Here is a 14,700-nt window from a genome sequence, read left to right on the forward strand (position 1 = left end):
GAATCAAAATCACTGAGCTAAGTCATGATACTCCCCCTGTTTTCTCATCTCATCATCTAGCCGATATTCTATAATTATAAAACGAAGAGCATATTCTTAAGTGCCACTAGTAAGAGGCAGGTTCATGGATAAAATTAGCGACCTTTGGCACAATAAATCCATCGAAGATACCTTTGCTACGCTCTCAAGCCAAACAGGCGGCCTAGCGCCTCAAGAGGCATCTCAACGCCTAGCTAAGTTTGGAGCCAACAAGCTTCCGACTTCTCATGGTCGCTCAATTTTCCAACGCTTACTCGGCCAGTTTAACAATGTCCTGATTCATGTGTTGTTAGTGGTTATGGTCGTCACCGCTGCGCTTGGTCACTGGGTGGATGCAGCAGTAATAGCAGGCGTAGTGATCATTAATGCCATTATTGGGTTCCTGCAGGAAGGCAAAGCGGAAAATGCGCTCAATGCTATTCAATCCATGCTTGCTCCAACCGCTTTAGTGCTGCGAAACGGCCATCAAGCGACTATCAATGCCGAAGATCTCGTTGTTGGTGACGTTGTGATCCTCCAATCAGGTGACCGAGTTCCCGCCGATCTTCGTTTGGTTCGCACTAAAGGCTTACAAGTGGCTGAAGCGATACTCACTGGTGAGTCAATGACCATAGAGAAAACCACTCACCCAGTCAGTCCCGAAAGTGAATTAGCAGACCGTTATTGCATGGCTTATTCAGGAACGATGATTACTCACGGACAAGGCTCAGGTGTCGTTGTGGCAACTGGCATAGACACCGAACTGGGAAAAATCAGTTCTCTGGTTTCTCGAGTAAAACCCACCACCACCCCACTCCTTAAGCAAATTGCTCAGTTCAGTCGACTTTTAACCGCTGGGATTTTAATTGTGGCCCTTGCTACCTTCATTTATGGCTTACTGATTCAAGGTTACCCGATCACCGATATGTTTCTTGCGGCTGTCAGCCTAGCGGTTGCGGCGATTCCGGAAGGGTTACCCGCAATTATGACCATCACGCTTGCTATTGGCGTAGAAAGAATGGCCAAACGTAATGCCATTATTCGCCGTTTACCTGCCGTAGAAACGCTAGGGGCGGTTTCAGTTATCTGCACCGATAAGACTGGAACCCTTACGCGTAATGAAATGACCGTACAACAAGTCATTACTACAAATAGCGAGTTCGGAATCGGCGGCACAGGGTTCGACCCTCATGGTGAAGTGACTATTGATAACACATCGATTTACCCTGAGCAGCATCCTTTTCTTATTCAAGCGATCAGAGCTGCGGTGTTGTGTAATGATGCCAACATTCAACTGCATGATGGAAAGTGGCAGATACAAGGTGACCCGATGGAGGGAGCACTGCTTATCGCCGGAATGAAAGCGGGCATAGATATTGAGACAGAGACGAAAAACTTTCCAAGAACTGATCTTATCCCTTTCGAGTCGGAACACCGCTTTATGGCAACACTTCATCATAATCATGAAGGACAAGCGTTTATTTTCATAAAAGGTGCACCAGAACGAGTTATTGAAATCTGTAATCAACAACATATCGATACAGCTACGAACAGTTCGACCACTGAAATTGACCGTAATTACTGGCACGCGCAGATTGAAATGATGGCCAAACAAGGGATGCGGGTTTTGGCGATTGCATATCGGCCAACTCATTATACTCAGCTTGAACTCACCTTTGATGACGTCAAAGATGGGCTCATCATGCTTGGGCTTTTTGGCCTTATAGATCCGCCCAGACAAGAAGCCATCAACGCAATTAATGTGTGTAAGAATGCTGGAATACGCGTAAAGATGATGACTGGCGATCATGCGCTTACGGCACAAGCAATCGCAAGCCAGATTGGACTTATCAATTCACATAACACGCTGACTGGCCAGCAAATCGATGCCCTGACAGACGATGAGCTTTTTGCCGTTGCCAAAGACATTGATGTTTATGCTCGCGTTAGCCCAGAACATAAAATGCGATTGGTCGACACGCTACAAAAACATCAACAGATAGTTGCGATGACTGGAGATGGCGTGAATGATGCCCCTGCACTCAAACGATCTGACATAGGGACAGCCATGGGTATTACTGGCACAGACTCCGCCAAAGAAGCCGCCGAAATGGTGCTCACCGATGACAATTTCGCGTCGATTACAGCCGCGGTAGAAGAAGGACGCGCTGTCTACGATAACCTGAAAAAAGCGATTCTGTTTATTCTGCCAACCAACGGCGGAGAAGCGTTGATTATACTCGCAGCGGTAGTTTGGGGGTTCAAAGACTTGCCCCTCACACCCATTCAAATTCTTTGGGTCAACATGATCACGGCCGTTACACTTGCCTTAGCCTTGGCTTTTGAACCCAAAGAACCAAATCTAATGCAACGTAAACCTCGCTCAGCAAAATCACCGCTATTAACTTCACACCTGATCTGGCGAGTGGTATTTGTTTCCCTGATATTAATGCTTGGCACTCTCAGCATGTTTGTTTGGGAAATGGAACAGCAAGAAAACATTAGTAGAGCGCGTACCGTTGCAGTAAACACATTGGTTATGTTTGAAATATTTTATTTGTTCAATACTCGATTTATTCTCGACACCGCTTTTTGTCGACAAGGGTTAATAGGCAATGTCTACGTATTAATAGCGATCGCGGTGCTGATCGTCTTTCAAGCTTGCTTCACCTATCTACCTTTCATGCAGGTATTGTTTGGAACGACAGCACTGGAGTTTGATGTATGGCTGCGAATAGTGATCGTTGCCTCTTCAGTGCTATTTCTAGTCGAATTAGAAAAGTATTGCCTAAGTAAAATAAAAAGCAGTCTGCTATCTATGTAATCACAAAGGTAAACTCTCCCGTTAAGCGATTGTCGATTTTTATTGGCTCAAACTGCAAATAGTCGCGCGCTTTACCGCCCCACCACTCGTTACCAGTATTGCCTTTCAGATAGAGTTGCGTGGTTAAGAGTTCTTTATCTCCTCGCCACAGTTTTACATGTATATGAGGAGGACGCGAACCGTATGCAACGGGATATAAGGTTTGGAAGAGGTAACGCCCGTTTTTGTCCGTAATAGCGGCACCAAAGCCAGCAAAGTGAGGATCAAACCTTTCGTTGCTCGATTGATTGGGATGGTCATAAATGCCCTGACCGTCACACTGCCAAATCTCAACCTTAATACCAAAGACTGGATTACCAGACGTATCCACGACCTTACCCTGTAATACAATGGGCTCACCCACTAATCCATCAGGCTGCAAAATCAAGTTTTCACGAAGCGGTATTCGCTTAACCGGATAAAACGGCCCCTCTGTTTGCGCTGGTGTAGGTTTCATTGGACTCGTCGCTTTGAGCGATGGAGCAAACAGTAGTGTCCATAAAGCTAGAAAATGCCTTCGTTCCATGATGCCACCCTAATTTTTGACTACTTTAATTGTGGTGTACACAGAGCAATTTTCCACTTAAGTGTAAACGTCCTAGCGGTATGTTCCTCGGTAATCAGTCAAGCAACAAAGTCGATGGAAATTACAAACTTCACTTTTAGCGTCTAGGCTGTTATCGGACAGAAACGCGTAGAATATCTCACCTTTAATCACAATTACTCTAACCAGAAAGCTAACTATTTGAAGTTATATATCTCAAATTTGATGGTTTCTGAGTTTATTTATAACGCTATCAGCTACTACGCTTAAATTGAAGATCATCCGGACAGCTAATTACCACTGGAAAAGATTAACCTAGTTTGGAGCACTTACGATGAAACCAATTTTAGTTACTCTGCTACTCTCGCTGGCAGCGTTGATTGGCGTTACACCAATCACGATAGCGGCGCCTCCTTCCGGAGGATATATTGTCGTTTTTCATGACCATATCGATAACCCAGCGGCGACAGCCAACGAAATATCACGTCAGGTTGGCGGCAATATTGGCTTTATCTACCAGCACGCCCTGAAAGGCTTTTCTATCACAGTACCGCCCCAAGCGGTTGCGGCTATAGAAAGAAACCCTAAGGTCAAATATGTCGCCACAGATGATCTACGCTATATTTCAGCTCAGATCCCTCCAACAGGTATCCAAAGAATTTTCGCTGATACGAATACTAGCATTGATATTGATAGTAACGATGATTATCGAGTAGATGTGGATGTTGCTGTACTTGATACCGGCATCGATTTTGAGCACCCGGATCTGAATGTCGTTGGAGGCGTTAATTGTGCAACTGGAGGGCCATTTAACACAACCTGTGGTAGTGGTGGTGATGATGACCACTATCATGGTACTCATGTAGCCGGAACCATAGCGGCTCTGGATAACGATATTGGTGTGGTTGGGGTTGCCCCCGGAGCCCGTCTGTGGTCAGTGAAGGTGCTAAATTCCAGAGGCAGCGGTTATGCCTCATGGATCGTTGCTGGGATCGATTGGATAGCAGCTAACGGAAATATTGAAGTGGCCAATATGAGTCTGGGCGGCCCTGGTTTCAACCAGGCTGAATACGATGCCATTCAAGGAGCCGTTGAAGCTGGTGTCGCTTTTGTTGTTGCGGCAGGTAATGATGGCGATGATGCAAATAATTATAGCCCCGCAGCATTCGATAACGTATTAACGGTAAGTGCCCTGGCAGACTTTGATGGTGCGCCTGGAGGTTTTGGCTCTCAGACCTGTCGCCCAGATCAAGATGACACTCTGGCTGATTTCAGTAACTGGGGTAGTGCTGTTGATATTGCAGCTCCGGGCGTCTGTATTCGATCTACCTATCCACTGGAGCAGGGAGAGTACGGCACAATTAGTGGTACATCCATGGCTTCTCCGCATGTGGCCGGTGCCTTGGCATTATTGGCGAGCTCTAATCCACCTTCGAATGCAGCAGATGTGTATGATTTATATGATGCAGTTATAGCTGCAGGTAATGATATTTGGACCGATGATTCGGGTGACGGATATCCAGAGCCGCTACTGGATGTTAGTAACTTGTTCCCTAATCTAGTTCAAGTTGATCAAGGATCTAATCAAGGACCTACGGCAGAGTTTACCTATTCGATTGATAGTAATGATGTTAACGGGCTAACCGTTAACTTTACTGACGTCTCTGATGATAGCGATGGTTATATTGGAAGTTGGTTCTGGAACTTTGGTGATGGTAATTCGTCGACTATTCAGAATCCAAGTTACTCCTATCAAGACTATGGTACCTACACTGTTACGTTAACGGTAACTGATGACGGTGGAGTAACAGGTACTTATTCACAAAACATTCCGGTTGACGATCCTAACGCAGGTGGTGGATCAGACTATGGTATTGACCTCACCGTTATCCCTCGCAAAGTCAGAGGAACCATGTACGCTGATCTTGTATGGACTGCAACAGATGACGGCAAAGGAATAGATATATACCGGGATGGTAGCCCACTCATCGAAAATGTGGTTGATAACGGAGAATATACTGACGCCAATCTTGGTAAAGGTGGGGGCACATTCACGTATCACGTATGTAACGCTGGCAGCATTGGAAATAGTGACTGTTCTGATACAGTGACAGTTGAGTTTTAGCCACACAGTTTTAATGACTAACGTCCCTTTCAGTATATAGTGCGCTGAAAGGGATTGTTCCTTTCATCACTACGTAAACATTAAGTTATAAATCACTCGCTCTAATTTGCGATCAGATCAATGGCTAGGTTCAATAGTGCAAGCTGCATAAAATCTTGTGATAGCTCTAGAGGAGTTCTGATTCGCCAGATCCTTTCTAGATTCAATGGCCTTTTAATATCATTACACGTTACTAAAGATAAGTTTTTCACGTTGACCTCATATCGTGTGATATTCATCAATAGAAAGTGTGGTAGTGTTTAAATGTGTTTTCACTCCATTAATAGAACTATGAACATTGGTGAATTAGCAAAAAAAACCGGCTTAGCTCCTTCTAAGATCCGATTTTATGAAAAGATTGGCCTGTTAAAAACCGTCAAGCGTAAATCTAATGGTTATCGTACCTATCCTCCTGAAGCAGTCGCAGTATTAGAAATGATTACCACAGGGCAACAAGCAGGGTTCAGTCTCGATGAGTTAGGCTCATTGCTTCCTGCTGATTTTTCTCAATGGAATCATGATCATTTGCTAAAAACGCTAAAACAAAAGGTTGCGGATTTGGAAGAGATAGAACGAAGAATCGCGAGCAATAAAGCTCGGTTGCTAAAGGTTCTGAAAGAGATTGAAGCAAAACCAGAAAATATGGATTGCGCAACCAACGCCGAACGAGTCATGTCTCAATTTGGCTGGGATATTTTGCCTCACCAATCCTCTACGAAAGAAGATCAGTAAGGCTAAGCCCTAACCTAACAACTTAGAACTAGTTCTAGTAGTCGTCTTGCGAGGTCAGTTCAAAGGCGATTACTTTCCGCCCTTCAACCAGCAATATTCCACCAACCAAAGCAGCACAATTTCTGCTTGACCTTAAACCAAGCTTTAACCTTAGGATGCTTCATAGAGAAAAACGCAAGTCTGGAGAAGTAATCTATGCAAACAATACTGGGTGCCAACGGGCAGATTGGTCGAGAGCTAGCAATCAGCCTCAAACAAAACTATACCAGCGACATTCGCTTGGTCAGCCGTCGTCCTCAACAAGTAAACAACACTGATGAGTTATTCCAGGCAGACCTTCTCGATCGACAGCAAACTTTAGATGCCGTACAAGGATCAGAAATAGTTTACCTAACGGCAGGGTTACCGATGGATACCAAGTTATGGGTTGAACAGTGGCCAACATTAATGCGAAATGTCATCACGGCATGTGAAACTCATGGTACTAAGCTGGTCTATTTCGACAATACCTATATGTATCCACAAACCGATGCACCTCAATTAGAGAACGCGCCTTTTGCACCTAATGGAGGTAAAGGACAAGTTCGTGCTCAGATCACTAACATGTTACTTGATGCGATGAAACAAGGTTCGATCGAAGCTGTTATTTGTCGTGCTCCTGAATTTTATGGTCCGGGTAAGACGCAAAGCATTACGAACTCGACCATTATCGACGCTCTTGTTGCAGGTAAAAGTGCCAAAGTCTTTTTGCGTGATGATGTAAAACGCAGCCTCATTTATACGCCAGATGCTAGCCGGGCAATGGCTCTTATCGGTAACACTCCGGATACGTACGGGCAGACCTGGCACTTGCCATGTGACGACAACAGACTTAATTACCGTCAGTTTATCGAGCTAGCAGCAGAGGTATTTCAAGTTCAACCCAAATATCGCGTGCTTAAACGCTGGCAATTATGGCTTGCAGGTAAAGTGAGTCAGACCGTTCGTGATGCGGCAGAGCTCCTGCCTCGCTATGAAACTGAAAATATTTTTGTCTCTGATAAATTTAAGGCTCGTTTCCCGGAGTTTAAAGTCACGACCTTCAAAGAGGGACTGCAAGCAATTTGGAATGAAAGACAGCAATAGCAAAAAGCCAGCCCTCGGGCTGGCTTATTATTTTCTTACATCACTCAGCAGGAGAGAGTGATGTAAGCGGTTTAGGCGCATAAAGCGCACTCTGAAAATCGGGTACATACTCGTATTTTAGCATTGAGCCAATATCTAATGACTTGATGAATGACGACAGTTTCCCCTCTCCCAAAGTTAATCGAACCGCATGTTCATCTGTTGTTGAGGCATGGCTTATAAGACGAGAAACTGCATAACCATAAGTCAGCTCACCCTCTCGGCTGATGTTAGTGAAACTATTAGTCACTAGTTCACCTCCCTGAGATAAATTGGTGAGTTTATCTGCGCTAAAAGTAAGATCAGGCTTTCCCGTCTTGTTATCTGTTACGGTATATGTCACCGAAGTTGCGTCACCCTGATAATCAATCTTAGTCAGCCATTTAGGAAGGTTGTAACCTACGACACCACGGACTCGAGCCAACTCCGTATCCACTGGTAGCTTCAGCACATAGCCCCAGTAATCGTCTGATATTGACTGTCCAATTAGCGTCACTGGCCCCCAGTTTGACTCTCCGGGTTTGTTGGTCACGATTGATAAAGCAATCTCGTTATATTGGTCATTGTCACAATAGTGATAGGCATACGCGGTGAGTACAACAAGCCCACGGTCAGGCCAAATCTGAAGTGGCTGAACTTGAGTAAGGACTTGGGCGGGGATCAATGACTCAAGTTTGGAAAAATCGGCAGTAAACACCGCGGTGATCCGCTCATTTTTGTAATAGAAATTAGGTGAGTAAGATTCAAAACCGATATCAACTTTGGTTTTCTCCAATGTTTTAAACCAGCTCAAATCGATGTCTGGTTGCGCATCGGCAATCACAGAAAGTGGCGGGTTAGAGCGGTAACGATCGTACAAGCCACCCGATTTTACGGGCACGGGATAACCGCCGATGTTGATCTCTGTCATTTGGCTATGACCTTCTGTCTCGGCCATTGTTGGCAAACTAACGCCAACCACCAATAGAGCAAAGACGGTGAGTTTTATTCTCATGTTGAATACCTTTATTTAAATGCTGATTTCTTTCTCCCCCAAAAGATGACGATTAATCATTACTGTCATCACCTTCCGGATTGAAAAACTCTAAGGTTAAATAAAGGTTTAAGGTCAATACTGAACAGAGAAATTATTGAATATTCTGCGTGTTCAGTTAGGAGTCAGGCACAAAAGAATATTGAGGTTGACCTTAAACTTATCTTTAAGGTTATGGTGGCGTAACAATACGTTGTTTTTACTCTCTTAAGAAGAAATAGGAATCACCGCGATGGCACAAACTGAACAACCAGCAAAGCTAACTCATTGGATGATTTATGGTGCTTATGGATACACTGGTGAGCTCATTGCGCGAGAAGCTGTGAAACGGGGACTTAGCCCAATTCTCGGCGGAAGAGATAAGTATAAAACTCAAGAATTAGCTGATGAACTAGGTTTGCGTGCCGTTGCTTTTGATCTAGATAATCCAGAACGTACGGCAAGTCACCTCTCCAATATTTCACTAGTACTAAATTGCGCCGGACCTTTTTCTTCCACTGCTAGGGTTATGATGCAAGCTTGTATTAATGCAGGCACGCACTATCTCGATATCACAGGCGAAATATCGGTATTTGAATTTGCTCAATCTTTAAAAGAAAGCGCTTTAAATACAAATGTCGTACTTTGCCCTGGCGTTGGTTTTGATGTCATTCCGACGGATTGCGTTGCTGCCACCCTAAGCTCCGCTTTACCGGATGCAACTCATCTGGCCTTAGGTTTTGACTCTCGTTCTGCGTTTTCGCCGGGCACCGCTAAGACGTCGGTTGAGGGACTAGCACAAGGCGGTAAGATACGTCGTGATGGTGACATCGTCACGGTACCATTGGCTTATAAAGTACGCCAAATTGACTTTGGTGATAACGAAAAGCTGACAATGACTATTCCATGGGGAGATGTATCAACAGCCTATCACACGACTGGAATACCTAATATTGAAGTCTATATTCCTAGTTCAGAGAAGATGGTCAAAAATGCCAAAAGAGCCAATCTAATCCGGCCATTACTGGGCTCACAGTGGGTTCAGAGTCTGCTTAAATCTCATATAGGAAAGAAAATAAAAGGACCTAATGAAGCTCAACGTGGAGAGACAAAAACTTATGTATGGGGAGAAGCAATAAATGCAGAGGGAATGAAGAAAACCGTACGTATCCTTACAACGAATGGTTACGACCTGACCGTTACAGGCTCTCTCGCCATTGCTGAACACCTATTAAATTCTCATTCAGTCGCAGGAGTATACACGCCGTCAAAGTTGATGGGCGCTGACTTCGTTACTCAATTACCAGGGTGCTCAACTTTTCAATTCGAAAAGTGAGAGTCAATTGCATTCATCGCAAGAATCCTAATGGTACCCTGCAATAAAACACAGTAATACCACTTTTCCGATTTTGAGTCATGACCCCAAAATAATATAGATTCTGTTACCTGGGACAAAGAAAGTTGTTACAAATATATAAATTATTTTATTTCTTTTTGTGACTGAAATGTTATCTTTTTTATTCAGTTACTTTTGAGTTTTATACTCAAAAATCTAGAGTAAGAGGGATTATGAATAACGATACTCCGAAGATACCATTCACCAGGGCGATTCTGCCGGTCATTCTCATGGATCTCTCTCATGGTCGGGGCCATGATATAAATTAGAGAGTGCCTCTAAAAAATAATAAGCTGATTATGACAGAACTACATGCAACAGCGACACTCAAGGACTCCGCCTTCAAAACCCTGGCGGATTCCTTTGCCACCTTTTATAGCAATACCATCGCTATTGACCAACAGCACCGCATCACCTGGATAAGTAAGGGCTATCGTCAGTTTCTGGGGCTGAGCCATAACCCTGTAGGTGAGCCGATCACCCGTTATATTCATAATAGTTTTCTACCCAGAGTCTCCGACAGTGGAGAACCGGTACTGCTGGAACTGTTATGGGTCAAACAACAGTGGACACTGGTGAGCGTGATTCCTCTGCAATCGGATCAGGGAGAGGTGATCGGAGCCTTTGGTTTTGTTGCTTTGGAGCAACGCAAAGGTTTTCACTCCCTGGCCAACCGCTTCAACCAAATGCAGCAACAACTGGACAATGTCACTCAGGAGTTAAATCAGGCACGACAAAATAAATACCGCTTATCTCAGATTACGGGCCGCAGCGAACAACTGCAGAATGTCAAACATCAGATACGACAAGCGGCACGATTTGATATCTCTGTTCTACTGACCGGCGAAACGGGCACCGGCAAGGAGATGTTTGCCCACGCCCTGCATGAACTCTCAGCCCGCTCCCATAACGCCTTTGTCTCACTTAATGTCGCCGCCATTCCCAATAACCTGATCGAAGCAGAGTTCTTTGGTGTCGCCCCCGGAGCCTATACCGGCGCATCCAACAAGGGGCGTAAAGGTAAACTGGAGCTGGCCGATGGCGGCACCCTGTTTCTTGATGAAATTGGCGATATGCCACTGGAGCTGCAAAGTAAACTGCTGCGCGCCCTCCAGGAGCAAGAGTTTGAGCCATTGGGTTCCAATAAGGTAAAAAAAGTCAATATTCGCATCGTTGCTGCCACCAGTCGTAATCTGCCAAAAATGGTGGAAAACGGCGAGTTTCGCGCAGACCTTTACTACCGCCTTAATGCCATGCCGATCCATCTGCCTCCTCTTCGGGAACGTCAGGCAGACATTGACCTGATTGCAGAACGCCTGCTGGATGAGCTCTGTATCAGACTGCATCTGCCAGTTAAGTACCTGACACCGGATGCCATTAACCTACTGTGTCAGCACTCTTGGCCGGGCAATGTACGGGAACTGCAAAACCTGCTGGAACGAGCGGTGATTATGGCAGAGGAAGACACCGAGATTGATGTCCAACTGATTCAGTCACTGTTAGTTCCAACAGCACAGTTTCAACAGGCTGCACAGACGCAACTAATATCACCGAGAATAGATCCAAACACGGGATTGCCTATATACACTCTCTCATCAGCTAACCGACTTTCCCCCACTCTGCCTCAAGCCAACACTCCACCACAACCACTGCATGAACAGATTGCCCGAGCAGAGCGTAAAGCTATTGAAACCGCACTTGCTTACACTCAAGGGCATAAGGTACAAACCGCTAAGCTGCTGGGCATATCCCGTGCAAGTTTGTATGAAAAGATGCGTAAGCTGGATATTCAGTACATAAAGAACTCATGAACAGCAAACACTCATTGGCACTCGTACCCAATTAGTCGGTGAAAAGGCGTATTAACCTGTAGACATAAAAAGCCCCGGCCAGCACAAGAGAACTGATCGGGGCAGCCGATAATAGTACTGTTTTTAGGGAAGCGGATTAATGAGGAATCACCAACGTATTATCCTGCCAGCGAACAGCATCATCACCCGGCATAGCCAGCACTTCACCAAACATGTCATCTGTAATCTGCTCTTCACCGCTTTCCTGCATCGACGTCGTGCGAACCAACTGACTCGGAGCCAGCGCCTCGCCTGAGCTCAGATGAGCAAACATCTGATTCAGCGCCTGTTCAAAGTAAGGATGAATATAAGCATAACGGTGCTGCATATTAGGTGGTGTGGCATAGAAACCCAGATTCGGGGCTAACAGATAGGCAAACATCTCCAGGTGATGGCCATTTTCGATTTCCCAGTACACGACATCATCGCGGGCATCGACCTGACGATTACGGGCGTAGTAAGCGCGACCACCATGATTTGGTGCAACCACCTGATCGGCACGACCATGCATAATTATGGCTGGTTTACCCTGTAGATCACCACTCATTATCGCTTCCTGAATACCCGCCTGAACCCGGTCAAAATCACCGTTGCCCTTGTAAGTATCCAGAATACCCAACTCAGTTAGCTTGGCCTTTCCGTAGTGGGACATCGCAAAGAAACACAGATCTGCATCCAGATTTTTATCCGCTGTGGAGTTAAACGCCGTCGCCCCATAAGGATCATACGAATTCATATTGACCGGTTGAATCCAGCGGCTACCACCAGCGATCATATTCTGTCCCAGGAAGCGCAGCGCCTTATCTTCATCACTCAGCACCTCAAACTGTTTCGTCCCGCCATTATAGCTGGCGAAGCTGATACCACACAGCTGGTCTGAGATACTGTAACGACCGTAGGAGTTACCATAAGTATTGGTGATTTCAGAAAACATATTAGTAAACGCTGGCATACCCAGATTTTGCTCAGGCAGGAACCCCGCGACAGTATTCATCAGATCCTGTGCTTCCTGAGCCAGTACCTGCAAATCAGCAGAATAGGACGTTAACAGACCTAGTTGTTGCAGGCGGGTACAACGTTCAGGAGACTTAGCAGAGTTAACCAGATCGGCACTGTCGTTTTCGGTCAGGTTATTAGCACAGGGCTGATACACCGCACCAAAGGCATGCATATCGTATAAACTCCAGCCTACCGATTCAGGCCCCCAGCTGCGCTCCCCCTGAGTAATGGTAAAATCATGCTGATCCATTGCCGTACTAGGCTCAACAGCAACCACGCCATCAATCAGCCCTTGCGTATCCTGCTCTGCAGCCATCAGTACAGAACGGCCACCATTGGACCAACTGGCTGCAATCACTGTGGTATTATCAGGATTAAAAGCCAGATCAGGATAAGCCTGGTGTAAGGCATAGAAAGCAAACTCAATGGATTGCAAGGTATTCAAGCCCCAGTCTTTACTAGGGTTCTGCTGGGAGTGAGCGTGTTTGGTTGTTGCAGTACGCGGATCAGCAGCATCCGCAAAGCCTTCTGCAAACTCAGCGGTAAATGCAGAAGAGGAGCCTGCACTGATGGCATCAACAACCTTTCCATCCAGATTAATCACCTGCTGACTGCCAATAAAGTGTACGCCATCACCGGTACCTTTATCGGTATAGGCTACGGCACAACCCCGTTTTAACGCCGCATCACCTGCCGTACCTGCCGCCCCATAAACACCACGGGAACCGGATGATGGCCCAGCAATAATACAAGGGCTCTCGGTAGAGAAACTACTCGGGACCTGCACCACCAGTTTGACATTGGTTTTACCAGAGCCATCATCCACAATGGCTTGATATTCCGTACCTGACACCTGGCCGGTAAACGTCTCTACCGTATGAGAACTAATCCCTCCTGTAACCAAAGGCCCCCAATGAATCCCCCAGCCACCGGGCGTTACCGGATCCATCATACTGTTATAGCTGGCTCCTAACTGGTAGCGACGGATCTGTTCCGGGCTAGAACCTATCCCCACCGTTTCCGGTGTTACCGCACCAGTATTGCTATTCAGAGCCATACCTGTGAGCAAATCATCACTTATACCATCTACCTGAATGACATCAACCGAACCAGAAAAATAACTGGGCAGTACGCTGTAATCCGTGGTTTCTTCTGAGCTGTCGGAAGAGCCTAAGCAACCCGATAGCACCAGTGAGCTGGCAGTCGTTAAAATAACAGTCCTTTGCATATCAACCTCGTCTTGTTGTTTTTCTAAGTTGTTCAGAATGGATAAAAATCGAACCAATCCAACGTAACTCAACCTAATCCAAGATATATGCCAAACACTTAACCAGCTGATAATCAATGATTTATTATCTTCCCTGCTCACTAATATCCAGAAAGCTGGACACATGACCGTCTAAAAAACTGGACACTATCCTGAATTTAAGACAATGAGAGAAAGACCTATAAAACGGTATACATGAATAACCGTTTCCAACAAAAGTGAACTTATGAAATTCTTGAATTGAAACTCAGGCTCATGAGATTTATAAGAGCGGGTTCTACAGCCCAACAATATGAATAAAAAAGAAATGAAACAGTAGATAGCGATAACCTACGCATTGGCGCCAGATTCGGGATTTTTGTAAGGCTAAAAGCGCAACTCTAGCTGAGATGGTAGAGCGTATTCAGCTTTCAATGGGATATGTCAGTCAGGTTGAGCGTGGGGGTTCCTCTCTCCTCTCTGTCCATTCCAACACTTCAATCCACCAGTGATGTATTAAGGGGCAAAATCTGCTGTTTTTTACATTCCGACCGGGAGGCACATGCAGAAGAATTTAACCATATTGTGCGTAAATCAGCTCGGCGTAGCTTAAGTTTTCCAATTCATTACTTTTTGTATAACAACGCTAGCGGTTCATCTTAGTTCGCACATCGAGAAGTAACACGTGTTTGGACAAAAGTGAGCCAATGGT

9 protein-coding genes are annotated in these 14,700 nt (G+C 45.4%); 6 read left to right on the forward strand and 3 right to left on the reverse strand.

Annotated features, from left to right (window positions below; all coding sequences use genetic code 11):
• Window positions 1-124 precede the first annotated feature (124 nt).
• Window positions 125-2,842 (forward strand): cation-transporting P-type ATPase, encoded by a 2,718-nt coding sequence (locus V1U08_RS02355; protein ID WP_243978280.1) that lies wholly within the window; start codon window positions 125-127, stop codon window positions 2,840-2,842.
• Here the strand turns inward: V1U08_RS02355 and V1U08_RS02360 are convergent.
• On the reverse strand, window positions 2,835-3,407 hold the full coding sequence (locus V1U08_RS02360) for a protocatechuate 3,4-dioxygenase (RefSeq protein WP_330469812.1): 573 nt from the start codon (window positions 3,405-3,407) through the stop codon (window positions 2,835-2,837). The two genes, V1U08_RS02355 and V1U08_RS02360, sit on opposite strands and share 8 nt — an antisense overlap.
• A gap of 352 nt (window positions 3,408-3,759) precedes the next feature.
• Between V1U08_RS02360 and V1U08_RS02365 the strand changes: the two genes are divergently transcribed.
• From V1U08_RS02365 to V1U08_RS02380, 3 genes are all read left to right on the forward strand, one after another.
• Window positions 3,760-5,550, forward strand: a complete 1,791-nt coding sequence (locus tag V1U08_RS02365; RefSeq protein ID WP_243978284.1) for a S8 family serine peptidase — start codon at window positions 3,760-3,762, stop codon at window positions 5,548-5,550.
• A gap of 330 nt (window positions 5,551-5,880) precedes the next feature.
• Window positions 5,881-6,321, forward strand: coding sequence for a MerR family transcriptional regulator (locus V1U08_RS02375; RefSeq protein ID WP_243978285.1), 441 nt, complete (start codon window positions 5,881-5,883; stop codon window positions 6,319-6,321).
• Window positions 6,322-6,516: 195 nt separating this feature from the next.
• A complete protein-coding gene (locus V1U08_RS02380; RefSeq protein ID WP_330469813.1) occupies window positions 6,517-7,446 on the forward strand; it encodes an SDR family oxidoreductase in 930 nt (309 codons plus the stop codon).
• Window positions 7,447-7,486: 40 nt separating this feature from the next.
• Here V1U08_RS02380 and V1U08_RS02385 read toward each other — a convergent pair whose 3' ends face one another.
• Window positions 7,487-8,479: a hypothetical protein gene (locus V1U08_RS02385; RefSeq protein WP_330469814.1), complete on the reverse strand. Its 993-nt coding sequence runs from the start codon at window positions 8,477-8,479 to the stop codon at window positions 7,487-7,489.
• A 271-nt stretch (window positions 8,480-8,750) separates the two neighbouring features.
• Between V1U08_RS02385 and V1U08_RS02390 the strand changes: the two genes are divergently transcribed.
• Both V1U08_RS02390 and V1U08_RS02395 read left to right on the forward strand, forming a co-directional pair.
• Window positions 8,751-9,833 carry a saccharopine dehydrogenase family protein gene (locus tag V1U08_RS02390; protein WP_330469815.1) on the forward strand — a complete coding sequence of 361 codons (1,083 nt, stop codon included), beginning with the start codon at window positions 8,751-8,753 and terminating at the stop codon, window positions 9,831-9,833.
• A gap of 359 nt (window positions 9,834-10,192) precedes the next feature.
• A complete protein-coding gene (locus V1U08_RS02395) occupies window positions 10,193-11,704 on the forward strand; it encodes a sigma-54 interaction domain-containing protein (RefSeq protein WP_237333490.1) in 1,512 nt (503 codons plus the stop codon).
• Window positions 11,705-11,840: 136 nt separating this feature from the next.
• Here the strand turns inward: V1U08_RS02395 and V1U08_RS02400 are convergent, their stop codons facing one another.
• Window positions 11,841-13,970: a 3-hydroxybutyrate oligomer hydrolase family protein gene (locus V1U08_RS02400; RefSeq protein ID WP_330469816.1), complete on the reverse strand. Its 2,130-nt coding sequence runs from the start codon at window positions 13,968-13,970 to the stop codon at window positions 11,841-11,843.
• Window positions 13,971-14,700 lie beyond the last annotated feature (730 nt).

It is taken from the genome of Vibrio sp. YYF0003 (genome assembly GCF_036350715.1).
Classification (GTDB): Bacteria; Pseudomonadota; Gammaproteobacteria; order Enterobacterales; family Vibrionaceae; genus Vibrio; species Vibrio natriegens.

Bases quoted from the DNA above. Each gene is read 5' to 3' on its own strand.
- V1U08_RS02400 (WP_330469816.1), bottom strand. From the start codon at position 13,970: ATGCAAAGGACTGTTATTTTAACGACTGCCAGCTCACTGGTGCTATCG.
- V1U08_RS02355 (WP_243978280.1), top strand. From the start codon at position 125: ATGGATAAAATTAGCGACCTTTGGCACAATAAATCCATCGAAGATACC.
- V1U08_RS02375 (WP_243978285.1), top strand. From the start codon at position 5,881: ATGAACATTGGTGAATTAGCAAAAAAAACCGGCTTAGCTCCTTCTAAG.
- V1U08_RS02395 (WP_237333490.1), top strand. From the start codon at position 10,193: ATGACAGAACTACATGCAACAGCGACACTCAAGGACTCCGCCTTCAAA.
- V1U08_RS02380 (WP_330469813.1), top strand. From the start codon at position 6,517: ATGCAAACAATACTGGGTGCCAACGGGCAGATTGGTCGAGAGCTAGCA.
- V1U08_RS02385 (WP_330469814.1), bottom strand. From the start codon at position 8,479: ATGAGAATAAAACTCACCGTCTTTGCTCTATTGGTGGTTGGCGTTAGT.
- V1U08_RS02390 (WP_330469815.1), top strand. From the start codon at position 8,751: ATGGCACAAACTGAACAACCAGCAAAGCTAACTCATTGGATGATTTAT.
- V1U08_RS02365 (WP_243978284.1), top strand. From the start codon at position 3,760: ATGAAACCAATTTTAGTTACTCTGCTACTCTCGCTGGCAGCGTTGATT.
- V1U08_RS02360 (WP_330469812.1), bottom strand. From the start codon at position 3,407: ATGGAACGAAGGCATTTTCTAGCTTTATGGACACTACTGTTTGCTCCA.